General features: G+C 63.6%; 1 pseudogene. It reads right to left on the reverse strand.

From position 1 onward, the window contains the following. A pseudogene (locus I6F21_RS37835) lies at positions 1-448 on the reverse strand (hypothetical protein); the annotation flags it as partial.

Here is a 448-nt window from a genome sequence, read left to right on the forward strand (position 1 = left end):
GGCCAGCAGTGCGCGGGCCTGCTCCAGGGCCTCGTCTTCACCGCGCTCCTGGTAGGCTGTGCGCAGTTCCAAATACAGCTTGGCGCGCTTGCCGCCCAGTTTCTTTGCCGCCTCCAGCGCCTTCTCTTCGAAGCCCGGTTCACGGCCATAGAGGTAATTGAACCGGCGGGCGACTTCGCGTGTCATCTCGACGTGCGGCACCTGGTCTTCGCCCACCGGCACGAAGCCAGCGCGGTAGATCAGGATGTCAGCGGCTTGCAACAGCGGATAGCCGAGGAAGCCGTAGGTGGAGAGGTCCTTCTCCTTCAGCTTTTCGATCTGGTCCTTGTAGGTCGGCACACGTTCGAGCCAGCCGAGCGGCGTGCCCATCGAGAGCAGCAGGAACAGCTCCGCGTGCTCGGGCACACGGCTCTGGATGAACAGTGTGGACTGCGTCGGATCGACACCC

It is taken from the genome of Bradyrhizobium sp. NBAIM03, from assembly GCF_020194055.1.
GTDB classification, from domain to species: domain Bacteria; phylum Pseudomonadota; class Alphaproteobacteria; order Rhizobiales; family Xanthobacteraceae; genus Bradyrhizobium; species Bradyrhizobium yuanmingense.